The organism is Desulfovermiculus halophilus DSM 18834 (assembly GCF_000620765.1).
GTDB lineage: Bacteria > Desulfobacterota > Desulfovibrionia > Desulfovibrionales > Desulfothermaceae > Desulfovermiculus > Desulfovermiculus halophilus.
This window is the reverse complement of the sequence record NZ_JIAK01000007.1, coordinates 154,618-181,039: the sequence shown is the minus strand read 5'-3', so window position 1 is coordinate 181,039 and position 26,422 is coordinate 154,618. Positions and strand designations below refer to the sequence as shown.

Annotated in this window: 25 protein-coding genes, 1 pseudogene and 1 riboswitch; of the genes and pseudogenes, 13 read left to right on the top strand and 13 right to left on the bottom strand. The window is 57.6% G+C overall.

Going from position 1 to position 26,422, the window contains the following annotated elements:
* Window positions 1–264: 264 nt before the first annotated feature.
* The 6 genes from N902_RS0104480 to N902_RS20120 form a co-directional block, all read right to left on the bottom strand.
* Window positions 265–1,605: a BaiN/RdsA family NAD(P)/FAD-dependent oxidoreductase gene (locus N902_RS0104480; RefSeq protein ID WP_244147369.1), complete on the bottom strand. Its 1,341-nt coding sequence runs from the start codon at window positions 1,603–1,605 to the stop codon at window positions 265–267.
* Window position 1,606: 1 nt separating this feature from the next.
* Window positions 1,607–2,059: a siroheme decarboxylase subunit alpha gene (gene ahbA, locus N902_RS0104475; protein WP_027369962.1), complete on the bottom strand. Its 453-nt coding sequence runs from the start codon at window positions 2,057–2,059 to the stop codon at window positions 1,607–1,609.
* Window position 2,060: 1 nt separating this feature from the next.
* The gene (ahbD, locus tag N902_RS0104470; protein WP_027369961.1) at window positions 2,061–3,128 is read right to left on the bottom strand and encodes a heme b synthase; all 1,068 of its coding nucleotides are present in this window, start codon (window positions 3,126–3,128) and stop codon (window positions 2,061–2,063) included.
* Between the two features lie 321 nt (window positions 3,129–3,449).
* On the bottom strand, window positions 3,450–4,427 hold the full coding sequence (gene hemB / locus N902_RS0104465; protein ID WP_027369960.1) for a porphobilinogen synthase: 978 nt from the start codon (window positions 4,425–4,427) through the stop codon (window positions 3,450–3,452).
* A gap of 271 nt (window positions 4,428–4,698) precedes the next feature.
* Window positions 4,699–5,883, bottom strand: coding sequence for a 12,18-didecarboxysiroheme deacetylase (gene ahbC, locus N902_RS0104460; RefSeq protein WP_027369959.1), 1,185 nt, complete (start codon window positions 5,881–5,883; stop codon window positions 4,699–4,701).
* A 77-nt stretch (window positions 5,884–5,960) separates the two neighbouring features.
* The gene (locus N902_RS20120; RefSeq protein WP_027369958.1) at window positions 5,961–6,884 is read right to left on the bottom strand and encodes a YIP1 family protein; all 924 of its coding nucleotides are present in this window, start codon (window positions 6,882–6,884) and stop codon (window positions 5,961–5,963) included.
* A 505-nt stretch (window positions 6,885–7,389) separates the two neighbouring features.
* Between N902_RS20120 and N902_RS0104450 the strand changes: the two genes are divergently transcribed.
* The 12 genes and pseudogenes from N902_RS0104450 to N902_RS0104395 all read left to right on the top strand — a co-directional run bounded on the left by N902_RS0104450 (window position 7,390) and on the right by N902_RS0104395 (window position 19,924).
* Window positions 7,390–8,163 carry an IclR family transcriptional regulator gene (locus N902_RS0104450; RefSeq protein WP_027369957.1) on the top strand — a complete coding sequence of 258 codons (774 nt, stop codon included), beginning with the start codon at window positions 7,390–7,392 and terminating at the stop codon, window positions 8,161–8,163.
* A 93-nt stretch (window positions 8,164–8,256) separates the two neighbouring features.
* Window positions 8,257–9,105 (top strand): 3-methyl-2-oxobutanoate hydroxymethyltransferase, encoded by an 849-nt coding sequence (panB, locus tag N902_RS0104445; RefSeq protein ID WP_027369956.1) that lies wholly within the window; start codon window positions 8,257–8,259, stop codon window positions 9,103–9,105.
* A gap of 92 nt (window positions 9,106–9,197) precedes the next feature.
* Window positions 9,198–10,148, top strand: coding sequence for a hypothetical protein (locus N902_RS0104440; RefSeq protein ID WP_027369955.1), 951 nt, complete (start codon window positions 9,198–9,200; stop codon window positions 10,146–10,148).
* A 33-nt stretch (window positions 10,149–10,181) separates the two neighbouring features.
* Window positions 10,182–11,429 (top strand): Glu/Leu/Phe/Val family dehydrogenase, encoded by a 1,248-nt coding sequence (locus N902_RS0104435; protein ID WP_034621556.1) that lies wholly within the window; start codon window positions 10,182–10,184, stop codon window positions 11,427–11,429.
* A 118-nt stretch (window positions 11,430–11,547) separates the two neighbouring features.
* Window positions 11,548–12,726 carry a M24 family metallopeptidase gene (locus tag N902_RS0104430; RefSeq protein WP_027369953.1) on the top strand — a complete coding sequence of 393 codons (1,179 nt, stop codon included), beginning with the start codon at window positions 11,548–11,550 and terminating at the stop codon, window positions 12,724–12,726.
* Between the two features lie 87 nt (window positions 12,727–12,813).
* The gene (locus tag N902_RS0104425; protein WP_027369952.1) at window positions 12,814–13,545 is read left to right on the top strand and encodes an aspartate/glutamate racemase family protein; all 732 of its coding nucleotides are present in this window, start codon (window positions 12,814–12,816) and stop codon (window positions 13,543–13,545) included.
* Between the two features lie 12 nt (window positions 13,546–13,557).
* Window positions 13,558–14,742, top strand: coding sequence for a M20 metallopeptidase family protein (locus tag N902_RS0104420; protein ID WP_027369951.1), 1,185 nt, complete (start codon window positions 13,558–13,560; stop codon window positions 14,740–14,742).
* A gap of 531 nt (window positions 14,743–15,273) precedes the next feature.
* On the top strand, window positions 15,274–16,323 hold the full coding sequence (gene dctP / locus N902_RS0104415; protein ID WP_027369950.1) for a TRAP transporter substrate-binding protein DctP: 1,050 nt from the start codon (window positions 15,274–15,276) through the stop codon (window positions 16,321–16,323).
* 23 nt (window positions 16,324–16,346) lie between these two features.
* A pseudogene (locus tag N902_RS20615) lies at window positions 16,347–16,835 on the top strand (TRAP transporter small permease); the annotation flags it as partial.
* 133 nt (window positions 16,836–16,968) lie between these two features.
* On the top strand, window positions 16,969–18,258 hold the full coding sequence (locus N902_RS0104405; protein WP_027369949.1) for a TRAP transporter large permease: 1,290 nt from the start codon (window positions 16,969–16,971) through the stop codon (window positions 18,256–18,258).
* 113 nt (window positions 18,259–18,371) lie between these two features.
* Window positions 18,372–19,406, top strand: coding sequence for a TRAP transporter substrate-binding protein DctP (gene dctP / locus N902_RS16375; protein WP_034621552.1), 1,035 nt, complete (start codon window positions 18,372–18,374; stop codon window positions 19,404–19,406).
* Window positions 19,407–19,474: 68 nt separating this feature from the next.
* A complete protein-coding gene (locus tag N902_RS0104395) occupies window positions 19,475–19,924 on the top strand; it encodes a PPC domain-containing DNA-binding protein (protein WP_027369948.1) in 450 nt (149 codons plus the stop codon).
* Between the two features lie 71 nt (window positions 19,925–19,995).
* On the opposite strand, the gene N902_RS16370 is transcribed toward N902_RS0104395, so the two are convergent.
* Both N902_RS16370 and N902_RS0104385 read right to left on the bottom strand, forming a co-directional pair.
* Window positions 19,996–20,277 (bottom strand): hypothetical protein, encoded by a 282-nt coding sequence (locus N902_RS16370; protein ID WP_051564288.1) that lies wholly within the window; start codon window positions 20,275–20,277, stop codon window positions 19,996–19,998.
* Window positions 20,278–20,312: 35 nt separating this feature from the next.
* Window positions 20,313–20,903: a class I SAM-dependent methyltransferase gene (locus N902_RS0104385; RefSeq protein WP_027369947.1), complete on the bottom strand. Its 591-nt coding sequence runs from the start codon at window positions 20,901–20,903 to the stop codon at window positions 20,313–20,315.
* 173 nt (window positions 20,904–21,076) lie between these two features.
* Between N902_RS0104385 and N902_RS0104380 the strand changes: the two genes are divergently transcribed.
* Window positions 21,077–21,544, top strand: coding sequence for a YbhB/YbcL family Raf kinase inhibitor-like protein (locus N902_RS0104380; protein WP_027369946.1), 468 nt, complete (start codon window positions 21,077–21,079; stop codon window positions 21,542–21,544).
* 47 nt (window positions 21,545–21,591) lie between these two features.
* On the opposite strand, the gene thiC is transcribed toward N902_RS0104380, so the two are convergent.
* The 5 genes from thiC to N902_RS16360 all read right to left on the bottom strand — a co-directional run bounded on the left by thiC (window position 21,592) and on the right by N902_RS16360 (window position 26,405).
* Window positions 21,592–22,854 carry a phosphomethylpyrimidine synthase ThiC gene (thiC, locus tag N902_RS0104375; RefSeq protein ID WP_027369945.1) on the bottom strand — a complete coding sequence of 421 codons (1,263 nt, stop codon included), beginning with the start codon at window positions 22,852–22,854 and terminating at the stop codon, window positions 21,592–21,594.
* An 11-nt stretch (window positions 22,855–22,865) separates the two neighbouring features.
* Window positions 22,866–23,663 (bottom strand): sulfide-dependent adenosine diphosphate thiazole synthase, encoded by a 798-nt coding sequence (locus N902_RS0104370; protein ID WP_027369944.1) that lies wholly within the window; start codon window positions 23,661–23,663, stop codon window positions 22,866–22,868.
* 319 nt (window positions 23,664–23,982) lie between these two features.
* A riboswitch (TPP riboswitch) is annotated at window positions 23,983–24,083 on the bottom strand.
* 49 nt (window positions 24,084–24,132) lie between these two features.
* Window positions 24,133–24,552 (bottom strand): NUDIX hydrolase, encoded by a 420-nt coding sequence (locus N902_RS16365; protein WP_034621550.1) that lies wholly within the window; start codon window positions 24,550–24,552, stop codon window positions 24,133–24,135.
* Between the two features lie 45 nt (window positions 24,553–24,597).
* A complete protein-coding gene (locus tag N902_RS0104360; protein ID WP_027369943.1) occupies window positions 24,598–25,911 on the bottom strand; it encodes a TRAP transporter large permease in 1,314 nt (437 codons plus the stop codon).
* Window positions 25,908–26,405: a TRAP transporter small permease gene (locus N902_RS16360; RefSeq protein WP_051564285.1), complete on the bottom strand. Its 498-nt coding sequence runs from the start codon at window positions 26,403–26,405 to the stop codon at window positions 25,908–25,910. Before N902_RS16360 ends, N902_RS0104360 begins: the two co-directional genes overlap by 4 nt.
* Window positions 26,406–26,422 lie beyond the last annotated feature (17 nt).

The following is a 26,422-nucleotide window of genomic DNA, read 5'->3' as shown; positions in this document are numbered from 1 at the left end:
GATCCGCGGCTTTATTTTTTTAAACAATCACCAAAGAATTTCCCCTGAATTGCCCGGCCCCTCCCACGAAGCTGAGCATAGCACACACTAGACAGCGTGGGCATGAGAAAGGCCCAGAGGGCAGGCATTACGCCAAAGCGCGAAGCCTGCCCCTACACAGAGGATCGCGGTTATGAGCCAATCAAACAAAATACCGGGGTTTACAACCTGCACCCCGCTCCTCTTTGTAGGGGCAAGCCCTGCCTTTCATTCAGAGGCAATCCATCATATGTTCACTTTTTTCCCTGCACTCTCCCCGGCCAGCCAGCCTGTGGAAAAGGCGGCCTGCAGGTTGTAGCCCCCGGTTGTGCCGGCCAGATCCAGGATCTCTCCGACCAGGTACAGGCCCTTGACCAGCTTGGACTGCATACTGCGGGGATCGATTTCCCTGACCGAAACTCCGCCGGCGGTAACAATTGCCTCGGAAAAGGACCGGTGACCGCTGACGGTGAACACCACATCCTTGAGCCAGGTCCGCAGGATTCGCCGATCCCTGGCGGTAAGCTGGCTGGCGGTGGTGTCCCCTTTAAGTCCTGTCTGCTGCAGACAAACCGGAATCAATCCGGCCGGAAGCAGGCCCTTGAGCACCGTCTTCAGCTGCTGCCGGCCGCGATCCCGAAAGTCCCTGACCAGGCGGGCGTCCAGTTTCTGATCGTCCAGGGCCGGCTTGAGATCGATATGGATTAAAACTGAACAGCCCTTTTCCCAGGCTCGGACCACACTCTGACTCAAGCTCAAGATGGCCGGGCCGGAAAGACCGAAATGGGTAAACAGCATCTCTCCGAACTCATCCCCCACTATCTTCCCCTCTGCCTCGGCCCGGACCTGGACATTGCGCAGGCTCAAGCCCTGCAGCTCCTTGACGGTCTCTACCTCGGCCGTCTCCAGTGGAACCAGGGCGGGAGCGATGGGCTGCACGGCATGCCCCGCTCGGCGGGCCAGCTCAAACCCCTCCCCGGTGGAACCGGTGCTTGGATAGGAAGCGCCTCCTGTGCCCAGGATCACCACGTCGGCCCCGATAAATGATTCCTTTCCGTCCCCGCCTTGAACCCGAACCCCGCTTATCCCTCCCTGGTCAACCGCAATATCCACCACCCTGGTCCTGGTCCGAATATCCACTCCTTGTCCGCGGACCCAGTCGACCAGAGTCCGGGCCACTAATGGCGCGTTTTCGCAGATCGGAAAAACCCGTCCGCCCCGTTCCACCTGGGTGGCAATGCCTATGGAGTGGAGAAAATCCCGCAGATCAGAGCTAAAAAAACGGGAAAAGGCTGGGTGCAAAAAGCGGCCCTGGGAACCGAAGGCCTGGATGAACTCCTGGACCGGGGCTGTATTGGTTAGATTGCACCGCCCCTTGCCGGTCAATCCCAGCTTAAGGGCAGGCTTGGCCATCTTTTCCAGGAGGAGAACATCGGCTCCGTGGACCGCCGCCTGACCGGCGGCCATGAGTCCGGCCGGACCTGCGCCGATGACGATGATGGGGGAATTTGTTCCGGTAGGCATACACAACCGAAAAAATGAGATGTCGAGCACGGCCACGCGTCTGAGCGTGGCCGTGCTCGACATCTCATTCCTCCTGCATCCGAAAATCGACCTTGATCTTGAACATGCGTTCCGCCGGAAGATTCAAGACATTCACCCCGGTCGCTTCCCGTATCGCCTCCAGGCTGTCCTCAATGGCCTGCCAGCTGGGACCGATAAAGGTAAACCACACATTGTACCTGTGGCGGCGCAGATAATTGTGGGTCACTCCGGGATAGCTGTTCACGATGGCAACGAACTCCTCAAGCCTGTCCTCGGGCACCGCAGCCGCGCACAGGGTGCTCTTCCATCCCAACCGGCGAGACTGGAAGTTGGCCCCGATCCTGCGAATGATGCCCCGTTGCTGCATGGCCCGCACCCGGGCCAAGGTCTCTGCCTGGGTCAGACCTACCTGGCCCCCGATATGGGCATATGGCCTGGAAACCAGGGGGAACTCGGTCTGGATGATATCCAGGATGCGCCTGTCGGTGGTGTCCATGTTATTTCCCAGCTTTTTTGGGGATATATGAGCAGAGGGGCTCTTCGGCCAAGTAGTGGCCGTTCATGGTCTGGGCCCTGGCCCGGCACCCCCCGCAGACCCGGTGATATTCACAGATTCCGCACTTGCCCTGGTATGCGGACGGGTCGCGCAGGGCCTGAAACTGTGGCGAATTGGCCCAGATTTCCGGAAAGGGCTGTTCTCGAATCTGCCCGCAATCCAGCTCCAGATATCCACAGGGCTGGACCTGGCCGGAATGGGAGATGAAGCAGAAGCCGATACCGCCCAAACATCCGCGGCTGACTGCGTCCAGGCCGAAGTTTTCCTGGGTCACCGCAGTCCCCTCCTCTTGAGCCCGCTGGCGCAGGATCCGATGATAATGCGGGGCACATGTGGCCTTAAGGTGCATGTCGGTCTGACGTCGAAAATCGTAGAACCAGTTCAGAATCCGTTCATATTCCTGGGCGCTGATGATTTCATCCTGGAGTTCAGCGCCCCTGCCGGTGGGAACCAGGAGAAATATGTGCCAGGCCACAGCCCCGAGCTGCCGGGCCAAGCTGAAGATGTCCCCGAAGCTGCCCAGGTTGTTTCTGGTCACAGTCGTATTGATCTGAAAGGGGATGCCGGCCTGCTTTAAGTACTCAATCCCGTGCATGGAGGCCTCGAAGGCCCCTGGGACTCCCCGGAACTCGTTGTGGCTTTTTTCGTCCGGCCCGTCGATGGAGATTGACACCCGCTCAATGCCTGATTCGCGCATAGCCCTTGCATTTTCAGCATTGATCAGTGTCCCGTTCGGGGCCATGACACAGCGAAGTCCCTGCTCCCGGGCATGACCCGCCAGGTCAAAGACATCCTCCCTGAGCAGGGGCTCTCCGCCGGTAAATATAATGATCGGACTCCCGGTCTGGGGAACGGTGTCGATCAGGGCCTTGGCCTCCTGGGTGCTTAATTCTCCAGGAAAAGGTTCCTGTCTAGCCTCGGCCCTGCAGTGCTTGCAGGCCAGATTGCAGGCCCGGGTCACTTCCCAGGCAATAAGCCGCAGATGTGGAGGATGAGTGGATGAATGCATGGGCCTCAAGGTGTTTTTATTAATGTACAGAACATTTCGCACCCATTTGCATGAAAAACTGGTATTAGTTAATAGCTGGGATAATCCAAATCGAAATCGGGATCGCTATCGAAATCGAAAGCATATGTCATTCGGTGCAGCAGGAATTCTCAGTTTATGGATATCGATCCCGATCCCGATTTCGATTACGAACCCGAAGAAAGTAAATCACAACAAAATGAAACTGACGAGTTGGACCTGAGAGGTCCATCCCTACAACTTTTTGTTAGAGTTCCCGCGGTGTGCGTGGGAGCAATAATTCGTGAGCTTTTTCCTCATCCCTTAATACTCTTGCAACCACTGAACCGCATCCCGGGCGAAGTAGGTCAAAATGCAGGATGCTCCGGCCCGCTTGATGCTGGTCAGGCTCTCCAGGGCCACCTGCCGCTCATCGACCCAGCCCTTTTCCCCCGCTGCCTTGATCAGGGCGTACTCCCCGGAAACATGGTACGCGGCCAAGGCCAGGTCATGCCTGTCCCGGATCCTTCGCAGCACGTCAAGGTAGGGCAGGGCCGGCTTGACCATCAAAATGTCCGCGCCTTCCTGCACATCCGCCTCTGCCTCCCGCAGGCCTTCCAGGGCGTTGGCCGGGTCCATCTGATAGGTCTTGCGGTCTCCGAAGCTGGGTGCACTCTGGGCTGCATCCCGAAACGGGCCGTAAAAGGCCGAAGCGTACTTGACTGCATAAGACATGACCGGCAGGTCGACGAATCCTTCCCGGTCCAAGGCCCGGCGAATAGCCTGAACCCTGCCGTCCATCATATCCGACGGAGCCACCATGTCCGCCCCGGCCCTGACATGAGAAAGCGCGGTCTGAGCCAACAGCTCCAGGGTCGGATCATTCTGGACCCCTCCGTCTGCAATCAACCCGCAATGACCATGGGAGGTGTATTCGCAGAGGCAGACATCGGTAATGACCATCATATCCGGGACCGCTTCTTTTATTCTGGTCACGGCCTGCTGCACGATCCCGTCCGAAGCGTAGGCCTGGCTTCCCCGCTCATCCTTGTGCCTGGGGATGCCAAAGAGCATGATATTCGAGAGGCCGTGAGCCCTGGCCTGCCGGACATCCTCAACCAGGGCCTCCAGCCCGAGCTGACTTTGCCCCGGCATGGAGGCGATAGGCTTTCGAATCTGGGTATCATCGTCCTCAAGGACAAAAAATGGATGAATCAGGTCCTGGGGGCGCAGCTCGGTCTCCCGGACCAGGCTGCGCATTGCTTCGGTCCGCCGCAGTCGGCGGCCGCGGAAAAAACTCATACCTGTATCCCTCGCCAAGATTCTGTAAACACGTCCTTTTGTATGAAAAACTGTTATGAGTTATTGGTTAATAGTTATCAGGATCAGATTGGGGAACCACTCCCAGTCGGTATCGGTATCGGTATCGAAATCGTTTGTATGCTTCGTTAGCGTAAGCGTACCTGCGCCTTGGCAGGCACGTCGGTTAGTCTGTCACTCCCTCTTCTTGGTCCCCCTTGAGGGGGGCTGGGGGGTGTTTCTTGTATTCCGCCAGGTGATGAATGACAAGGCACTACTTCAGGCCTATCTCCTCATCCGTCAAATAGCAGGCCGGATCAGGGGCCCATATATCGCCGTAATAGGCCTCGGCCCGGGCCCGGAAGTTCCCGCCGCAGACCGGCAGGAATCGACACCCGGCACAGCGGCCGGTGACATGGGCCTTTTTGTCCTTCAGCCGGGACAGAAGCTCAATGCCTGAGTCGGTCCAGATCTGGGAAAAGGGCCGGTCGCAGACATTGCCAAAGGCGTGATTTCGCCAGAACTGGTCGGCGTACACCGTCCCGTCCCAGGACACGCAACCGATTCCCCGTCCGGAATTATTGCCTTCGTTGTAGGACAACAGCTCCATGACCGCCTCGGCCCGCTGCGGATTCTCGCGCAGCAAGCGAAGATAGACATAGGGTCCGTCGGCATGGTTGTCCACGGTGAGCACTTCCTTCTCCAGGCCGTGTACATACATATCCCTGGTCTCATCCATGATCAGATCCACAATCCGCCGGGTCTCGTCGTGATCCAGATCCTCCTTGATCAATTCCGACCCCCGGCCGGAGTAGACCAGGTGATAGAAGCAGACCCTGGGTATCTCCCGGTCCTTGAGCAGGTCGAAAATCGCGGGGACTTCCTGCTGATTCCGCCGGCTGATGGTAAAGCGCAGACCGACCTTCAGCCCCTCTTGCTGACAGTTTTCCAGGCCCTGCATGGCCTTGGCGTAGGCCCCGGGAACTCCCCGGAACCTGTCGTGGATCTCTTGTGTGCCGTCCAGGGAGATGCCCACGTAGGAGAGACCCACCTCCTTGAGTTCCCTGGCTTTTTCCCGGGTAATCAGCGTCCCGTTGGTGGAGATCACTGCCCGCATGCCGCAACCAACGGCGTAGTGGGCAAGCTCAAGCAGATCGGAACGGACCAGGGGCTCGCCCCCGGAAAAGAGCAGCACCGGAGACCCGAACCGGGCCAGATCGTCGATCATGGCCTTGGCCTGATCCGTGCCCATTTCACCTTCCCCGGCGGTTTCATCCGAGCGGGCATAACAGTGGGCACAGTGCAGATTGCACCTCTTGGTCATATTCCAGACCACCACCGGCTTTTTGTCCTCTGCAAACTGCAGCAGATGGGACGGCAGATCCCGGGACCGGCGGCCGTAGCGCAAGGCATCCGAAGGCTCGACACTGTCGCAGTACAGTTTGGAAATTCCTATCATGTGGTACTCGTCTTGCAGCGTTGTATGCAATGCATCAGTGCATCATTGTATCTTGTCTGTCGGGGCACGGGGCCAGGCTATCCTTTGACCGAAACCATGAAGGTGCTCAAGAGCAGAAGCAGAAGCAGCGGCAGAATCATTGCCACAAGCACCCGCATGTTGGTGGTCCGATGGACATATTTGAACCCGAGAAAGGTACAGACCATGGTCCACACCATCCCTACAAGGGGACCGAGCAGGGGCAACACAGCGAGAACCATGGGGGCATTGGAATAGCTTATAACCTTAAATGTCCCCTCATACCCTTTCTTTCCAGCCTTGACCGCCATGAGACAGGCATGGTTCAAAGCGCTGACCACAAAGAGCATGCCGGCCAGAAATACCGGATACAGAATCAAAACCAAAAGTGAGCTCAGCCCGGCCAGGCCAAGCCCCAGAAAATCGCCTCCCCCTTGTCCCTGGGGCGCGACCCCGGCCATTCGCCACATAAACTGGGCCAAGGCCTGAACTTCAGCCACCAGGAGATAGAAAATCAACGGCTTGCTGTACCCCTGTCCCAGGGGGAGCCGGGAAAAAAAGGTCTGGGGCTGCAGCATGACCAGCTTGATAGTCTCTATCAGCCCGGGGAAAAATCCATATTCCCTCAGATTTTCCCAGGGGATACCCTTTTGGGGTCTCCCGCCCCGCTTTGTCTCTTCACCGGTGCTGTATTCCCCGGCAGTCCCTTCTGTGGAGCCCGCACCGGACAAGGATTCCAACTGGGTCCAGATGTCCTCTTCCGCCCCTTGTTCAGTATCCTGCCCACCGGCCGAAGCCTCACTCTGCTCTTGGCCGGCCTGATCATTCCAGCTACCATCCTCGGCTGAAGTCTCCTGGTCAGCGTGCTCCCGGAAAAAGAACTTCTGGTTGCACTTGGGGCAGGTGGCCATTTTGGCCGTAGGGGGGATCTTATCCTCGGGCACCTCACGGACGAAACCGCATTCCGGGCACTTGATTTCCATGTGCAAACCTCTCTGAGTTCAAACTTCAAAAGTTGTACCTTCTTCGACAGTGAGAATCAAGCAACCCCGGGCCAGGCCCAGACCGGCCGACTCCGGTCCTCTGCTCAGGCACCCTGGCCTGCGTATGGTTCGCTTTTTTGGCTCTTCGACACAGGAAGTGGAATTGCATCCATAAGAGTTTGCCGTCTCTTCTGTGTGCCGTAAGCGTAAGGCCCGCACATTTTCTTGGTCCCGCCAAAAGGGGGAAACCCGGCACTCACGTGCATGATACGCTTTAGGCACACAGAAAGCAGTGACCTGCACGTGAGTAGCCGGGAGGGGGCAGGGATCCCCCTTTGGCGGGGCTTAGAAAATACCGGGCCGAAAGTGGGTACACAGAAGAGACGGCAAACTCCAAAAATCCACAGTCAACGTCGAAGAAGCGCTTTTTTCCTTGACAAGACAACCTGATTTTGATCATATTCTGTAACATATACAAAGACCCTGTCACATATTGCGTTACAGAATGCCCTCAGGAAAAGAATACTACTATATCGCCTCCCTGGATAAGGGGCTCCGCGTCCTGGAGCTTCTGGCTGAAGGCGGCGCCATGCATGTGAGCCGTATAGCCGCCGCCTTGGGGTACAACCGGGCAAGTGCCCACAGATTCGTCTCCACCCTCAAGGACCTGGGATACGTCCACCAAAATGCAGACGGCAAATATGAATTAACCTTCAAGATTCTGGAGCTGAGCACCAAGCTGGCCAACCGTTTTGAGATCCGCAAGAACGCCTCCACATTCATGCGCAGGCTGTCGGCTGAGTTCCATGAAACCATTAACCTCGGTTTTTTGGACCACTGCGAGGTCGTCCATATAGACAAGATCGACAGCCCGGAACTGTTGCGCCCGGACCCCGAGATCGGCAGCCGGGCCCCGGCCCAGGCAACCGCCCTGGGCAAGGCCATTTTGGCCTTTCTCCCTCAGGAAGAGCTCACTGAATTTTTGCACCTTGTAAGATGGAAAACCCCGACCCCCACGACCTGCTCCGGACCCGGCGACCTCATGCAGCAACTCACCCTGATCCGCGAGTGCGGGTATGCCACGGACAATGAGGAGCTCTGCCTCGGACTGCGCTGTGTAGCTGTACCCATTTTCGACCACCGGGAGTACCCGCGGTACGCCATCAGCATCTCCGGTCCCTCCATGCGCATGTCCGCCCAGAGAATGAAGGACATGAGCCGGGAGCTTCTCAGCGTGGGACACAGCCTGAGCCGGCGCCTGCAGCAGGTGGGCGGCTGAATGCAGCAGCAGGGTCATTTTCCGCCAGGACCAAGCCTGCCGCGCGCTGACAGCCTGGCACAACCATATCCTCACAAAAGAAGGAGCGAGCCCATGAGCAAAAAGAAACTCTCCCGGATCGATCTGCAAAAGATGAAGACCGAAGGCCAACCCGCGGCCTGGATTACGGCCTACGATTTTCCCACTGCCCAGTTCGCTGAAGCAGCAGGAGCAGATATGATCCTGGTCGGCGATTCCCTGGGCATGTGCGTGTACGGATATTCCGGGACCGTACCGGTGACCATGGACCAATGCATCGTCCACTGCGAGGCAGTCCGCAGGGCGGCCCCGAACACCTTTATAATCGGGGACATGCCTTTTTTGTCCTATCAGGTCAGTGTCAGCGAGGCTGTGTACAATGCCGGACGCTTCCACAAGGAGGCTGGGGTGGATGCCATCAAGCTGGAGGGCGGAAACCGGGTTTGCGATCAGATCAAGGCCATTGCCGACGGCGGCATGCTGGTCATGGGCCATATCGGGCTCACCCCGCAGAGTTCCGGCCAGCTGGGCGGGTTCAAGGCCCAGGGCCGGACAGCGGAGACAGCCAAGGCCCAGATCGACGATGCCCTGGCCATCCAGGAAGCCGGGGCCTTTGCCCTGCTGGTGGAGGCCGTGCCTCCGGAAGTGTGCGGAATCATTCGGGACACCTTGACCATCCCGGTCTATTCCATTGGAGCCGGGGTCGAGGCCGACGGCCAGCTCATGATCTGCAGCGACGTCCTTGGCCAGTTTCAGGCCTTCACTCCGAAGTTCGTCAAAAAATACGAGAACATCGGCGACAAATGCATCAAGGCCTTTGAAAACTACTTTGCCGAGGTCAAGGACAGGTCGTTTCCGGCCGAAGAACACACGTACAAGATGGTGGACGGGGAGCTGGACAAGCTGCAGAAGCTGCTCAAATAGGCAGCGCCCCCTTTGTTGCAAGCAGAGGCGATGGATGACCAGAGTGTACAGGCAGTGTGCCGAAACTTCATTTTGACCTACAAGGAGCCCCCATGTCTGAGACATTGAAGAGCATTCGAGATTTTATGGAAAAAATGGGCATTCCCGGCCGGGACGGCTACGATCTTGCCGATTCCCCGAAGTCCTTTCCCGACGGGGCCCAGTGGCGGATTGAAATCGCCGGCGTTGAGCGGGCCTCGACCATGGAAGCCATGATCGACGAGGCCAAGAAACGAAAGGTGACCGTGCACAGGGTGGTGGCCACAGTCGGCGGTTCCACCTACTGCGATTTCGACGAGCTCAAAACCATGGCCAAGATGGCCCGGGATGAAGAGATCGAAGTGGTCATGGTCGTTGGGCATCGCAAGGCCTGGGATCCGGGATCCAAGGAAGCCGCGACTCCGGAAGGGGTGATGCAGGGCATGCGTTTGCGCGGTTCGGACAATGTATCCTACCATATTGCCGACATGATGCGGAATATCGAAGCCGGAATCCGCGGGTTCCTGGTCTATGACGAAGGGGTGCTGAACATCGTGAACAGGATGCGCTCCGAAGGCATGATCCCCAAGGAAACAGTGTTCAAATACTCGGTCTTTGGTGGCCAGTGCAGTGCAGCCGGGGCCAAGATCGTGGAATCCCTGGGCGCAAACTCCATGAACCCCCTGTCCGACGTCTCCTTGCCCATATTGTCCTCCATCCGCAAGGCTGTGGACATGCCCCTGGATGTCTACGTGATCATTGTCGATGCCTTCGGCGGCATGTACCGGGCCTATGAAGCCCCGGAAATCGCCCGGGTGGCCTCCCCGGTCTACTTCAAGATCGAGCCCGGCACCTCTGAGGCCGACATCTACAAGCCCTGGGCCTTTGAGTCCTTTCATCAGGAGCTGATCCGGGAGAAAGTGAAGATGGCTCAGGTGGTCCAGGAGATGATGACCAGGCACGCCCCCCAGCTGAAAACTTCCAACAAGGGAGCCAAGGACCTCATCCTGCCTGTGGTCGGATAGCCCTTTTCCACCCTCGAACCAAAGGACATGCCCATGTCTCCTTCCAAAACCGTCTTTGACGTCGCCCTGGACACCTTAAACGAGGCCGGACGCCTGGGTCAGATCAACCCCCGGGCTCTGAAGGTTCTGCAAACTCCGAAACGGATCAACTCTTTCTGCATCCCCCTCAAGCTGGACAATGGGGATTTTGAGGTCTTTCAGGCCTACCGGGTCCATTACTGCGACGCGATGGGGCCCTTCCGGGACGGAACCCGCATCCGCCCGGAGCTGACCCTGGACGAAATCAAGGCCCTGGGCATCTTTATGACCGTGAAGCATTGCGTGGCCGACATCCCGGCCGGCGGAGCCAAAGGCGGCATCCGGGCCGACCTCAGGACACTCACCGCCCGGGACCAGGAAAGCCTGATCCGGGCTTTCGTCCGCAACCTGACCCCCAAGGGGCCGTGGGTGGATGTTCCGGGAGCTGACATCGGCACCGGGGAACAGGCCATGTCCTGGATGCTGGATGAATACGAACAAACAACCGGGACCCACTGCCCGGCGGCCATCAACGATAAGCCGGCCATTCTGGGCGGCTCCCTGGGCGGGAAGGCGGCTACAGGCCGGGGTGTCTTTCTGGTCCTCCAGGCCGCTGCCCAGGATATGGGGCTTGAGCTCAATCAGGCCCCGGCCGCGGTGCAGGGCTTCGGCCAAGTCGGCGCGGAGCTTGCGTCCCATCTGTACCAGACCGGGTGCCGGGTTGTGGCCGTCAGCGACGTCTACGGAGGAATCTATGACCCCAAGGGCCTGGACATCCCGGCTCTGAAGGACCACGTCCGGTCCACCGGCAGCGTGGCTGATTTTCCCGGCACCGAAGCCATGACCAATGATCAGGTCCTGGAAGCCGAAGTGGATATCCTGGTTCCGGCAGCAGTCCATGACGTGGTTCACGCCGGCAACGCGGGCAAGGTCCGGGCCAAGCTCATTGTGGAAGGAGCCAATGGCCCGCTGACCACGGAAGCGGACCAGATCCTGACGGACAAGCAGGTCACCGTGGTTCCGGATGTGGTGGCCAACAGCGGAGGAGCCACCGTCTGCCACTTTGAGCGTTCCCAGGGACTCTCCGATGAATACTGGGACCTGGACCGGGTGAATGCCACCCTGCGTACCAGGATTATCGCTGCTTACACCCAGTCCAGAGACAGGGCCAGGGAGGCCAACACCCCTTCCCTGCGCTTCGGGGCCTGGATTCACGCCCTGAAAAAGCTGGAAAGGGCCATGCTCTTGCGGGGATGGATCTAGAGATGCGAGTGCAAAAAGTCCTTTTCATTCGCTAGAGGTCAAAGGTCAGCAAAAACAAAGACTTATAAGTCAAAAGTTTTTGCAAATGAAGGTAAAGCAAGATTTGAGGTTACAGGTTATGCCCATCTTCCCTCTCAGCGAATACCAGCAGCGGATCCAGGCCACCAAGCAGGCCATGCAGAAGCAGGGCCTGGAGGTCATCCTGGTCGCTGACCCGGCCAACATGAACTACCTGACCGGATACGACGGGTGGTCCTTCTATACCCCGCAGGTTGTTGTCCTCAGCCTGGACCACGACCAGCCCTTTTGGATCGGCCGGGGCATGGACGCCAACGGGGCCAGGCACACGGTCTGGATGGACCGGGAGCAGATCGTCGGCTACCCGGACAACCTGGTCCAGGTCGCAGACAATCATCCCCTGCGCTTTGCGGGCCGGTTTCTGCAGGAACGTAACCTGCACACCAAGCGGATCGGCGTGGAGAAGGACGCCTATTACTTTACCGTGCGCTGGCTGGAAGAGCTGCAGACCGCTCTGCCCGGCGTCGATTTCGTGGATTGCAGCCTCCTGGTCAGCTGGGTGCGCAGCGTCAAGTCGGACCAGGAAATCGCCTATATGCAGCAGGCAGGCAAAATCGCGGAAAACGTCATGCAGACCGCCCTGGATCATATCCGCCCCGGAGTGCGCGAATGCGACGCAGTCGCCGAGGTCTACCGGGCTCAAATCCAGGGGCTGCCCGAGTTCGGGGGGGACTACCCGGCCATTGTGCCCATGATGCCCACCGGAGAAAAGACCTCCGCCCCGCACCTGACCTGGACCGACGAACCGTATCACAAGGACCAGGCGGTCAATCTGGAACTGGCCGGATGCCGGCTCCGCTACCACTGTCCGATCGCCAGGACCGCCTTTGTGGGCCGAAAGCCGCCCCCAAAGCTTCAGGAGTTGGCCGACAGAACCGTTGAAGGCTTGAATCTGACCCTGGAGGCCATCAAGCCCGGGATGCAATGCCAGGAGGTGGAGCTGGTCTGGCGCAGGCACATCGCCAAGTTCGGATTGGAGAAGGAATCCAGGATCGGCTACTCTATGGGTCTGAATTATCCGCCCGACTGGGGAGAGCATACCATGAGCCTGCGCCCCGGTGACAGGTCTGTCCTGACCCCGAATATGACCTTTCACATGATTTTGGGCATGTGGATGGACGACTTCGGCTTTGAGTGCAGCGAATCCTTTCAGGTCACGCAAACCGGATGCAAAACATTCGCCGATTTTCCGCGCAAGCTGTTTCTCCTGGAGGGGTAGGGGACAGAAGAGAGGGGCAGATATCATTCGTTGTGCCCCCCCCTCGTAGGCATGTAGACACAACACACGACATTCATTGGTAGCGTCATGATCTTCAAGGCCAGACCTGGACAGACCTCGTACGGAGAGCTCATCGGCATCCTGCTCTTGGATACCACCACGCCCTTTATTCACGGCGATGTGGGCAACGCAGGAACCTATCAGTACCCTGTACGTTTTCGGCGCATTGATGGGCTGACCCCGGAGCGGATCTTTGCTCACGATCAAAGCTTCATCCAGGAGATGGTCCGCGGGGCGCAGGAACTGGAACGGGAGGGGGTCAAGGCCATTACCGGTGACTGCGGATTCATGGCCATATACCAGCGGGAGGTGCAACGTGCTGTGCACATACCGGTGTTCCTGACCAGCCTGCTCCAGATCCCGTTCATCGCCTCAATCATCGCCCCCCGGTCCACAATCGGTGTCCTGACTGCCAATGCCCAGTCCCTGGATCTTCAGCTTTTTTCCTCTCTGGGGATCAACGACTCCTCTAAGATTCGCGTCGCCGGGCTGGAACACAGTGATGCCTTTAAAAAAGCGGCCATTGATGATGTCGGCGTCCTGGACAGCGGCCAAATCCGCACTGACGTGGTCCAAGCCGCACGTACGCTCCAGGCCGAAAACTCAGACCTGGGGGCCCTGCTTCTGGAATGCAGCATGCTCCCGCCCTATGCCGCAGCAATCCAGGAAGCAACAGGCCTGCCTGTCTTCGACTATCTGAGCCTGATCGATTACGTGGCCTTCGCTGTGCGCAAAAAAACCTTTAACGACGCATTGTAACGTGCTACTATTATGCAAATGCTCAAAGCCAGGATAGCCGAGCTCAAGGACGATATCATCGCCCTGCGCCGGGATTTCCATGCCCATCCGGAGCTGGGTTTTCAGGAATTCCGGACCGCTTCTGTGATCGAGCAGTATCTGCAAGCCCTGGGACTGACCACCGCCAGAATGGCCGGGACCGGCGTCGTTGCCCTGATTGAGGGGCAACAGGAAAAGCCGGTCCTCATGCTCCGGGCTGACATGGACGCCCTGCCCATATGTGAAGCGACTGAGGTGGACTACTGCTCCTGTACCGAAGGAGTCATGCATGCTTGCGGCCACGACGCACACATGGCCATGCTCCTTGGGGCAGCCAAGGTCCTGGTGGAGAACAGGGACAACCTGCGGGGGACGGTCAAGCTCGTCTTCCAGCCCAATGAGGAAATCAACGGAGCCAGGGACATGATCCGGGCTGGAGTGCTGGAAGATCCTCGAGTTGACGCTGCCTTGGGGATTCACATCTGGAGCCAGCTCCCATCCGGGACCGTGGCCGCAACCCCCGGACCTGTTATGGGCGGGCTGGACGTCTTTAAGCTCGCGATCAGGGGCAAGGGCGGACACACGGGATTTCCCGAGGAGGCTGTCGACCCGGTCATCGCCGCCGGCAACCTGATCATGGCCGTCCAGGCCATTCAGACCAGGGAGATCAGCAACCTGCACCCCACAACCATCATGTTCGGCAAAGTTGAAGGAGGGACCAAAAGCAACATCATTCCCGAAGAGGTCCTTCTGGAAGGCACCATCCGCTATCTGTATCCGGCCGGACCGGACAGCCCGGAACACCCGGCCCAGAGGTTCCAGCGCATAGCACACAGCATCTGCGATACCTACCGGTGCACATGCGAGATCAACATGGACCGGGAAAACATCCCCCTGATCAACGACCCCAGGCTGACCCGGATCGCAACCGAGGCCATCTCCCAGGTCCTTGGTCCGACCGAGGGACTGACCACCATGCAGACCATCGCCAGCGAGGACTTCGCCGAATACAGCGCCAGGATCCCGGCGGCCTTCATCTTCCTGGGCTGCGGCAATCCGGACAAAAAAACGGATATTGCCCATCACAATCCGGAATTCAACATCGATGAAGACGTGCTTCCCTTGGGGGTGGAAATCTTTGTCTCCAGCGTGTTCACCTTTTTTCAGCATACAGTTTGATGCTTACTGGCTCTTCGACACAGAAAGTGGAACTGCCTACATAAGAGTTTGCCGTCTCTTTTGTGTGCCGTAAGCGGCAGGCCCGCACATTTTCTTGGTCCCGCCAAAAGGGGGAAACCAGGCACTCACATGCATGATATGCTCAGTCCATCTGAAGGCAATGTCCATCATGTGAGTGCCTGGAGAGGGCAGGGATCCCCCTTTGGCGGGGCTTAGAAAATACCGGGCCGAAAGTGGGCACACAAAAGAGATGGCAAACTCCAAAAATCCACAGGCTACGTCGAAGAACCTGCTTACTTCGCTTCCATGCACAGCTAACGCGTCTGCAAAGCCCTGTTACCCAACCTCGTAAACGTGTCACCTCTCTTCCAGTGACCGGCGCCCCTAAGGAAAAGTCGGGGCCGAATTCAGCCCGCAGTTTCACAGGTCATACAGATACAACCGATTGCCAGGAGGTGTCAGTAAGAGCAGGAGGAACCGCCCCGTTGGCCAGTGTTCATGTCTTTCAACACCGAACAGGAGGATAGTTGCATGAAAAGGCTTCTTATCGCTTTGCTGCTTGCCGTCTTGGTCATCCCGGGCTCAATCGCCGGCGCCGCGAACTACACCGGCGAACCGATCAAGGCCAAGCTGGCTTCGGAGGAAATCGACGGCGACTTCATGACCGTATGGGCCGAAAAATTTGCCGATCACATGCGGGAATGGTCTGACGGGAAGATCGACATCGAGGTCTATCCCTACGGCACCCTGGGGGCTCTGGGCGATATCAACGAGCTCTGCCAGATGGGGGTCGTGGACTTTGTCTTTTCCGACTACGCCTGGATCAGCTCCTTCGTCCCTCAGGCCCAGGTCCTGGCCCTGAACTATATCTTTCCAACCGAAAAGGTGCCCCAGACCCTGGACTGGATGATGGACAACGGCGAGTTCTACCCCCTCCTGACCCAGTCATTCAGAGATAAAGGCCTGGTGCCCATGTCTGTCATGTTTGAGGGCTGGCAATGGCTGACCACGAACAAGAAGATCGAAAAGCTGGAAGACATGAAGGGCCTGAAAATACGGGTCATGTCCTCCAAGCTTCTGGTGGAGGACTACAAGGCCTATGGAGCTGTCCCCACCCCCATGGATTACGGTGAAATCTACAGCGGCCTGCAGATGGGGCTCATTGACGGCCAGGTCAACCCGCTTTTCGCCATCTACAGCATGAAGTTCTATGAGGTCCAGGACTACTGCACTCAGCTGAACAATGAGCCGTTTCTGGGCATCCCCACCGCCAATGCAGAGTTTTTCAACAGTCTCCCGGAAAATGTGCAGCAGGAGATGTTTAATTTCTGGCAAGGCTCGATTATTGAGGCCGGTGAATGGATCATGGAACGCAATGCCAGTGACAAAGAAAAAATGATGCAAGAGAGGCCGGAACTGGAATTCAATTATCTGGACGACCAAGCCATCAGCGCGTTTCAGAAACAGGCCCAAACTGTCTATCCCAAGTTCACCAAGATAGGAGGAACGGGATCTGAGAAAATCCTGGAGGCAGTGCTAAAGGACATTGAAAAGGCCAAGAAAGAACTCGATATCCAATAACCCGTCTGTACGCTCAGGCGGGCATGCGTCCGCCTGAGCGGTGGACAACGCACAAAGGGTGTCCCATGAACCAGGATAGGACCCAGGATGAAAAGGGGACGCTTGTACAGCGTCTGAACGGAACTATCGGGCAGGCGATCAACGCCATTGAAGTCTCCATCTTGGTTTTCTGTGTTGCCGCCCTGGCAGTACTGCTCATTGCCAATGTCATTGCCCGCACCTTTTTTCAAAGCCTCTATTTCGCGGAGGAAATATCCAGATTCCTGGTCATGCTGACCACCTTCACCGGCGTCAGCTATGGGGTGCGCAGGGCCCGGCACATCCGGATGGGAGCCTTTCTGGACGCCATGCCGCCGAAGATGGAAAAGGTTTTCATCCTGATCATCTGCGTCATCAGCGCCCTGGTCATGGGCATGATGGCCTGGTTTTCCTATGAGTACCTGATGAATGCCATGACCAGGGAACATCTGACCCCGGCCCTGCGCGCTCCGACCTGGACCTTTTACATCATCATTCCCATAGGATTTGGTCTCGCCTGTATCCAGTACATCCGCACCATCATCAAAAACCTGACCGAGAAAGATGTCTGGCAGTCTCCAGAGCAGCAAAGCGAGTATGAAGACGAACAGATCGGGGGGCGCAGCTATGATGCTCTTTGCAATCAGCCTGGCCGCAATGCTTTTGTTTGGCTTTCCCTTCATGGTCACCCTCCTGGGCTCCCTGACCTTGTATATCTATATCTACATGCCGGACTTCGCGCCCAAGCTGATGGTGACCATGGTCCAGCAGGTGATCAACGGCGTCACCCCTCCCGCCCTGGTCTGTGTGCCTATGTTTATCCTCTCGGCCAGCATCATCACCTCCGGCGAATCCGCCGGGCGCTTGATCCGGATGATCAAGGCCTTTGTCGGGCACCTGCCAGGCGGCCTGCCCATCACCACCAACGTCAGCTGCACCCTTTTCGGGGCTGTCTCCGGATCCACCCAGGCCACTGTGGCTGCCATCGGAGGAACTATGCGGCCCATGTTGCTGGAGGCTGGCTACAAGAGCCCGTTCACCCTGGGATTGATCATCAACTCCAGTGACATCGCCTTTTTGATCCCCCCAAGCATTGGCTTCATCGTCTACGGAGTGGCCACCAGCACCTCCATCGGCATGCTTTTTCTTTCCGGCATTCTTCCCGGGCTTTTGATCCTGCTCATGTTCTCCGCCTACTGCTTCCTGTACTCCAAGATCAAAAATGTGGGCCAACTGCCCAAGGCCTCCTGGAGCGAAAAGATCAGGGTGATCAAGGAAGGCCTCCCGGTCATGGGCTTTCCGGTCATTATCGTCGGAGGCATCTACACCGGCACCCTCAGCCCTACCGAGGCCGCGGCTGCGGCGGTGTTCTACGCCCTGCTCCTGGAGACCCTCATCTACCGCAGTCTGACCACGGACCGCCTTGTTGACTCATTCTTGCAGACCGGGGTGATCACCGGAGTGGTCTTCATCCTGGTCGGAGCCGGACAGGCCTTTTCCTGGATGATCGGCTTCATGCAGATCCCCCAGCAGCTGCTGCCCCCCCTTTTCGGCCCTGATCCATCCATGCTCAGAGTCATGCTCATCGTCGTTATAGTCTATTTTGTAGCCTGCATGTTTGTGGATCCCATTGTGGCCATTTTTATATTAAGTCCTATCTTCCAGCCTTACGTGGTCAGTGCCGGCGTGGATCCCATTCTCTTGGGAACCCTGGTCACCCTGCAGGCAGCCATTGGGTCAGCCACCCCTCCTTTTGGCTGTGACATTTTCACTGCCCAGCTCATATTTCGACGTCCGTACCTGGAAGTCATAGGCCACTCCCTGCCCTTTCTGCTCATGCTCATAATCGCTACTGTCCTTCTGATTGTCTTTCCGCAAATCGCCCTTTGGCTGCCCAACATGGCCATGGGGGGATGATGGGCCGGTGGTCGGTAGTCGGTGGTCGGTAAAAAACTTGAATCTCAAACATCACGGCGTCAACTGCTCAAGGATATTGACAACATCGCTCACATCAGCCAGGAGACACGTTCATGTCCCTGAAACACCTACGCATTTTCCTTGCCTTCCTCGTCGTTCTAGCTGGAGGCTCGCCAGGTTGGGCAGCCGAGGTTGAGCATCAATGGCAGATCGCCCTTGAAGAGATCGAGGGCAGCATGCAGCATGAGTACGCCCGCACCTTTGCCCAAGCACTGCAAGAAAGATCCAAAGGCCGGATCACCTGCTCGATCCGCTTTTACGGAGAACTGGGAACGTCAGATGATATCACCAGACTGGTCCAGAACCAGGATATTGAGTTCGCTTTCCAGTCCCCGGGGCATCTGGGCTCCGAGATCCCCGAAGTCCAGGTCTTCTCTATCCATTACCTCTTTCCCACCAAACGCGAGCTTGTGGAAAAGGTGCTTCGGCACGGGCCGCATACGCGGAGGACACTGCAGAAATACTACAACCGACACGATATGGAGTTGCTGTCCGTTATCGATGAAGGCTGGCAGATCTGGACCGCGAACAAGCCGTTGCGCCGACCTGCTGATTTCGACGGACTCACCTTCCGGGTCATGTCGTCTCCTTTCTTGATCACCGCCTACCGCCTGTATGGAGCGTATGTGATCACAGTCCCTTACAGTCAGATCTACAGCGAACTGGCTCTGGGCCGGATAGATGCCCAGACCCAGCCTTTTTTCGCCCTGCAGGAGATGAAGTTTTATGAAGTTCAGGACTATATGATCAAGGCCAACCAGCTCCCGTTCATCGCTACCTTTGTCGCCAGTCATGATTTTATGACCCGGCTGCCGGATGATATGCGGAGCATTATCCTGGAGTCTGTAGAGGCCGCGAATGAATTCATCTTTGACCTGGAGCCGAAGCTGAATCAGCAGCGAAAGCAGATGATCATGGAGGCCAAACCCTCTATGACCTTTATTCAGCTGACTGAGGAGGAGATCGCCGCTTTCAAACAAAGGGCCGAGCCCCTGCGGGGCAAATTTCTGGAAATGGGCGGAGACGGAGCCGAAGAGGTGCTGAATGCGGTCCTGGCCGACATTGAATGGGCCGCGGGACAAGAATAATCGGCCTGGCGGGGGCGCATTGCCTTGAGATGCAAACCAGCAGCCAGTATTGCTGAGAGGAGGGTGACATGCAGGCAGAAGAAGTCAAGCAGGGCAGGACATTTGTCCTCCGCTTGGAAGATGGAGACATCGTCCATCAGTGCATTGAGGATTTTGCCCGAGAAAACGGAGTTCAAGCCGCGGCCCTGATCATTCTCGGCGGGGCGGATTCAGGCAGCAGACTGGTCGTAGGCCCAGAAGACGGTGATCAAAGGCCGATCACCACCTTGCAGCATGTTTTGGAGGCAGTCCACGAGATCGCAGGCACCGGAACCATCTTCCCCAATCAGCAGGGCGAACCGGTTTTGCACATGCATATGGCCTGCGGTCGGAACAGTGAAACCCGCACAGGGTGCATCAGATCCGGGGTCCAGGTATGGCAGATCATGGAAGCTGTGCTCTTTGAGTTGAGCGATAGCCGTGGCCAGAGGGCAGCAGACCCGGAACTCGGTTTTCAGGTGCTGCAGTTGCCCCAATAAGCTGTTGTCCGCTTTTTTTCAGCCGGCAAAGCCACAACCTGCTCCCCTGGAGAGCAGGTTGACCTTCCGGCTCACTGACACACAGGCTCTGCTCCGGAGTCCAGACCGGCCAGATACTCGCTGACCACCGCCCGTTCCTCCGTGGTCATCTCCATGCCTTTGTGTGCCATGCGGTCCACAACATTCTCCCAATAGGCCGGATCCTTTCCCAGATTCAAGCAGGTAATCTGGTTGGAGTGACAGGATACGCACTTGGCCATAAGCAGCTCCTGCCCCCTGGGCTGTGTCTCTCCTTGACAGCCGAACAACCCCAAAATGCCGAGCAAGACAAACACACAGACACAAAACCGCATACGTCCTCCTTTTGTGCTCGATGCCTGAAGAGTCCCTACCGGACGTTGCCGGGCTTGCCTGCCAGAAGTGCATTGTGCCGCTTAAGAACATGTGGAGGTTGAATGCGGGTAAATCCTGCCTCCTCCAGAAGGCCCTCCATATCCTGCAATGAGACCCGGTGGGCGTATGGTGGTCCGAAGGGGGCGGCTTCCTTTTTCCAGTCCACCACCAAGACCCGTCCTTCTGCCCGCAATATTCGATACGCCTCCTGCATCATTGTGTCCGGATGGTCGAACTCATGCAGGACATTGGCCATAATCATCAGATTCATAGTATTGGCAGCAAAGGGCAGCGCACTTTCTCCGATCCGGACCAAACCGATGCGCTGCCGCTCATCGGCACTCAGACTGCCCTGCAGCCACTGTAGAACATCCCTGGACACATCGCAGGCCCAGATAAAGCCGCCCGGTCCCAGCCGACGGCACAGCGGCCGGGTATAAAAACCTGTTCCGGCCCCAATATCAATTGCCCTGCCAACCCGCTGTACACAAAAAGCACTGAGAATATGCTCCGGATCTTCATACTCCAGGCGCTTGGGGTCTTCCAAAGACGACATGTGCTTGGGATCAAATTTGTGCTTGGCCATGCAGTATGTCCTTGATCTGTTCTCCGCTGGGGGTAGACGCAGGAGAAAAGAATGATAACAATGTATCGTGCAGAGTTCGAATACAGGTATACGCGAATGTATACCGGTTGCGGACCAAAGAAAAGGCACATCCCTTGGACGACGGCATTCACCCCACAGCAAGGAGGTCAGCTATGCGTTTATACTCCCCATCATTTCAGGATCAGGCCACAATTCCAGTCAAGCATGTCATGCCCGGGGCCGGGGGGGACAACGTCTCCATCCCCTATGCCTGGGAAGACGTGCCTGCCCAGGCCGAATCCCTGGCCTTGGCCCTCATCGATCCCCATCCGGTGGCCAACAACTGGATCCACTGGCTGGTGATCAACATCCCGGCCCAAACCGCCTCTTTGCCCGAAGGGGCTTCAGGGCAGAACATGCCCCAAGGCAGCCAGGAGTTGCAAAATTCCTTCGGGAAGCCGGGTTACGGAGGTCCTCAGCCGCCGGCCGGAACCGGAGGGCATCCCTATGTAGCTACCCTGTATGCCTTAAACGCCGCATCCATTGACCTGCCGAAAAATGCGAGTCTGGACCAGTTCTACAAGGCCATTGAAGGCAACGTCCTGGACCAGGCCGAGTACACCGGAATGTTTGAGCAGTAAATACAAAAGCTGCTCGGTTGCACCTTTGGCCCAACCGAGCAGCTTTTTCAGCGAAGGAGCTTTACCGCACAGAAATCGCCGCACATGGCGCACTCTTCTTTAGCGGCGAAGGTCTCCCTGCGGCGGCGGACCATGTCCGGGTCCAGACTGAATTCCGTGATTTTCTCCCAATCCAGATCCTTTCTGGCCCGGGAGATAGCAGTGTTTCTCTCCACTGCCTGCCTGCGGCCCAGGGAGACCTCGGCGCAATGGGCCGCGACCAGGGAGGCCTTTACCCCCTGCCATACATCGTGCTCATTGGGCAGGGTCAGGTGCTCGGCCGGGGTCAGGTAGCACAGGAAGTCAACTCCGGCCGTAGCGGCCAGGGCCCCGCCGATGGCCCCGGCAATATGATCATAGCCCGGGGCGATGTCTGTGGGCAAAGGACCGAGGACATACAGCGGGGCCTGGCCGCAGAGCCGCTTCATGGCCTGGATCTGGGACTGGACCAGGTGCAGAGGCACATGCCCCGGGCCCTCCACCATTGCCTGCACCCCGGCCTGCCTGGCTTTCTTGACCAGCCCGGCCAGAATGACGACTTCCTCCCACTGGGCCCGATCACCGGCATCCGCGCCAGCCCCCGGGCGCAGACCGTCTCCCAGGCTGATGGTCACGTTGTGTGCCAAACAAATGTCCAAAAGCCGGTCATAGTCTTCCAGCAAGGGATTCTCCCTGTCGTTGACCTCCATCCACCGGGCCAGAATGGACCCGCCCCTGGAGACGATGCCCAAGCTCCTGTCCCCTTCCCTGGCCATGGCTGCGGCCTGGGCGCTCACCCCGCAGTGCAGGGTCATAAAGTCCACCCCTTGCCCAGCCTGGTGTTCGATCTCGGCAAACATGTCCTCAGCCGGGATTCGGCCCGGATCTTCTCCGTTCGCAATATATTTCTGGGCCACACTGTACAGGGGCACTGTACCCAACGGCATGGGTGTAGCCTGCAGTATCCGCCGGCGAATGACATCCAGATCCCCCCCGGTGGACAGATCCATGACAGTATGCGCCCCGGCCTGATAGGCAGTGACCGCTTTGTTCACTTCCAGGTCGGGATCATTCATAAACGGAGAGGTCCCGATATTGGCGTTCACTTTGACCGCCGCCGGTTGACCGATAAGGACCGGCTGCACGTTTTCATGTTCGGGGTTGGCCAAGAGGACCATGCTCCCGTTCTCCAGCCCGGCCTGAATACTCTCACTCTCCAGGCCTTCCTCCTCAGCTATCTGCCGTCCATGTTCGGACCACAGGCGGCTTAGAACTGTATTTTTATGTAACATCCCGGTCTCCTTTATATTTCCTCCCGCAGCCGGGCGTCGATCAGCTGAGCCGCCTTTTGTCCGGACAAGAGCATCCCGCCGAAGATCGGTCCCATCCGGTAGGATCCAAAAGAAGCGTTCGCGGCCATGCCGCTGACATACATCCCCGGAAATATCTCTCTTGTGTTCTCCACTGTTGTCCGCTCCGCTCGTTCGGCCCACATGGACTGTTCGCCCTCAATACCTCCGGAAGGGGTGAACAACCGGACATCGTTTTTCCTGATCAGGGTGTGCAGAACCTCCAGGGGATGACCTGTGCTTTCAATGACATACTTGCTCTCAATAACCACAGGATCGATATGCAGGCCGGCTATCTCCACCGGACTGGAATTAATGACCAGGCCGGTAACCTTTTTCTGACCTCCATCCTCTCGAATAAGCACATCTTCCACACTGATGCAGTTGAAGACCTTTGCCCCGCTCAGACAGGCCTTGGAAGCCAGGGTGGTTGTTGCGGCAATAGCGTCAGCCGTGTAGTAGCCGTCCCGGAAAAGGATCAGCGGTACTCCGGCCTCTTCCAGAACGGTTTTCCCCTCTTCCTGGACCACGATTGTGTTCCAGGTCATTCCTCCCCCCCACATGCCTCCGCCGATGGAGAGCTTGCGCTCAAACACAGCCACGTTCCACCCTTGGCGGGACAGATGCCAGGCCGCGGTCAAACCGGACGGCCCCGCCCCGACCACTGCGATGTCCACCTGCAGGCAGGACCGGAACTTCTCATAATAGGAATCCATAATGGCTTCAGTGATCACGACCTCTTCCAATCCCATGCTCTCCTCCTTTTTCCCATGCACGACCATTCCCGAGAAACCCTATGCAGATAGAAGCACGGTGCTCTTATCTGCATACCCAATCAGACTGCCCCACAGGAATGCATGGGTGAGCGCGAACAGGAAGAACAGGTTCGGGGGCGCATAAGCGCCCCATCTGCTCCGCACCGCGTCGGCCGCTGGCACAACCGGACCATGGCCGGCACGGCAACAAACGTCCTGCAATCAGCTCAGCTGATGCGCATTCCTATGGCTGCTAATGGGGATTCCGGAACGGCAAAGGCGAGAACAAATCCAGAGATGAGATACAGACAAAGAGAGGAGTACTCATCCGATTCCCTACGACAGCATGAACTGTATCAGGTTCTGTGGGTATGCTCTCAGTCCCGGCCGTCTGCCGGAACACCCCAATCGGAACGATGAAAGGATAGGGCCTTGAACCGTAGAGGTCAAGGACAATATCTAAAACCTATTTCTCAAGCACAGACCTGGCAATCTCCATGGTCCCCTGGGCCATGACCGAGTCGTCAAGATCTTGCAGACCAAACCAGGCGGCTTCCAGGGCATCACCGCCAGGGCACAAGCGACCGGAGGCGACAAAGACCTGAAAATCCATAATCAGATAATGAAAACGTATCCGTTCCTGCGGGTCCGGCTCAACATACTCAAAGTGGGTGAGCAATTTCCCCACCCGGACCTGGAGGCTGGTTTCCTCCCGCATTTCACGGACAACGGCCTGCCGGAGGCCTTCACCCAGCTCTACTCGTCCCCCTGGGATGGTCCACAAGCCTTGGGATGGGGCCTGTCCCCGCTTAACCAGCAAAATCCGATCATGCTGAATCAGCACACCGCCCACAGCCACTATTGGAACGTTTGGATATTCAGACAACGATATCTCCTTATATTCTGTTTGCTGCGCTTCCCGCAGCATTGCCTAATGCCCCACCCCCAGCACTCTGGGCAGCCACAGGGCCAGATCCGGCCACAACAGCAACAGGACAACACAGACAACAAAACACGGCAACAACAACCCAACCCCTTTGTACACCATAGCCAGGCTCACCTCCCGGTCCATGGAGGCGACGATAAAGGTATTTATGCCCACCGGCGGGGTTACCGCCCCCATAGTGGTCACCAGGGTAATCCAGACTGCAAACCAGGCCGGATCGTAGCCCAAAGACTGGGCCACCGGGAAAAAGATGGGGATGGTGATCAAAAGCAGGGCCAACGCATCCATAATCGCCCCGCCCAGGAGGTAGATGCAGAAGATGCAGGCCATGACCATCACCGGGGATATGGACATGGAGGCCACCAGACCGGAAATCTCGTATGGAACCCTGGTCACGGTCAAAAAGCGGCCGAAAATAACCGCTCCAAGGATAATGACCATGATCATGCACGAAATGCGCAATGTGTCGTCAAAGGCCTTCCACAGATTGGTCCAGGACAGTCGACGCCCGGCCATGCTGATGATCAGGGCCAGGGCCGCGCCTGCCGCGCCGGCTTCGGTCGGGGTGAAAAACCCGACCATCAGACCGACCATGATCAGGGCGAACAAAAGGAGCATCTCAACAGCTCCGGCCAGAGAGCGCAGACGCTGGGTCCAGCTTGCATGTTCACACCCCGGCCCCAGGCTCGGGTTCCAGGTGCAGACTGCCCAAATGGCCAGAAGGAACAGCAGGCTGAGGACAAGGCCGGGACCGAGGCTGGCCCAGAACAGGACCCCGATGGACTGTCCGGTCTGCAGGCCGATAATGATCAGGACCACGCTGGGAGGAATGAGCACGCCCAGGGTAGCTCCGCTGGCCACCACCCCGGAACTGAACATGGGGCTGTAGGCGTATTTTTTCATTTCCGGCAGGGCCACGCTGCTCATGGTTGCGGCTGTGGCCGTGTTCGATCCGCATATAGCCGCAAACCCGGCACAGGCCAAAACCGTAGCCATGGCCAGACCGCCCCGGACATGCCCCAGCCAGGCATGTGCCGCACGGTACATGCGCTGGTTGACCCCGGCATAAAAACAGATCTGGCCCATGAGGATAAACAGCGGGATCACGGTCAACCCGTAGGACGAGAACACCTCCCAGGTCTGCTCGCTGATCATGCCCAGGGCGGCCTGCAGATTAATCACTTTCCAAAAGCCCAAAAAACCGACCATAGCCATGGCAAAGCCAACTGGTATGCGCAGAAAGAATATGGCTCCCAACAGAATCAGGATCCCCAGGATACCCACAGCAGTCGCGCTCATCCCTCTCCTCCCCTGCCCTTCAGAGAAGCCCAGGCCTGAAAAAGGAGGTTCAGGACCAGGCCAAGAAATCCCAGCCCCACGAGGATGACTGCTGGATAATAGGGAAGATGAAGGGTCTCGGATAGTTCGCCGCTCGTTTTCAGGTCCCGGCTGAGCAGAAACATCCGCCAGGCAAGGAGACTGAAAAACAGGGCGGCCACCAAGGAGGCAGCCGCATCCAATCCCCTGCGGAGGAGACCAGGAAGCATCTGATCGAAGAAGTTAACCTGGATATGCCCCCTGGCCTCCTGAGTCCCGCCCATAGCCAGTGCGGCGATCATGGCCCCGCCCAGCCCCATCAGTTCATACGTCCCGGTCACCGGCAGGCCCAGACTGCGCAAAACCATGTTGGCGCTGCCCAGAGCAACCATGCAAAACAGGACACCAGCTCCGACGCCGGTGCTTATCCTGTTCAGAAGCTGCAACAGGTGTGTCCTCTGCCGCGTGCAATCCATACCGTCCCTTCTCCTTT